This window comes from Pseudomonas sp. EL_65y_Pfl1_R83, from assembly GCF_963970695.1.
Taxonomy (GTDB): domain Bacteria; phylum Pseudomonadota; class Gammaproteobacteria; order Pseudomonadales; family Pseudomonadaceae; genus Aquipseudomonas; species Aquipseudomonas tritici.
Genome location: NZ_CAXAQI010000516.1, coordinates 1 through 428 on the forward strand (window position 1 = coordinate 1; position 428 = coordinate 428).

1 protein-coding gene is annotated in these 428 nt (G+C 60.0%); it reads right to left on the minus strand.

All coding sequences use genetic code 11. The features are described from left to right. A partial coding sequence (locus AACY08_RS30120; RefSeq protein ID WP_339472737.1) for a MobA/MobL family protein occupies positions 1-177 on the minus strand: 177 nt, incomplete at its 3' end. Positions 178-428: the final 251 nt, after the last annotated feature.

A 428-nucleotide genomic window follows, 5' to 3' on the forward strand; every position in this document is an offset into this window, starting at 1 on the left:
CGCGCCCTCCGGCAACATCACCTCGGAGTGGATCACGCCCGCCTTGTTCGAGAAGTCGTGATCCCGCCCTAGTCGCTCGTCGAACAGCTCGGACGCGGAACGATAGGCGGCGCTCGCCACGGCGCTCGACCCGTTCGCGCGGCTCACAACCTTGGCGGAGAAGTGGTAGATCGCCATGACGCTCCGCACATTGCCTTACTTAGCGCACGTCGGCAACGACGTATAAGCGCGCACTCACAATTCGCTACGCTCCTCGTGACTGACTGAGTGCTTTCGTCTTTACCCTAATCCCAAGGGCGCTAGGATGCTGTCCGTGTGGCGCTGAAGGAATGACGATGACCAAGATTTATGAAGGCACCGGCAATAGGGTTCTCGCCACGCTTATCGGCGCAAAGTTGCTCGAAGGCACGGGCAACACGCAAATGGCG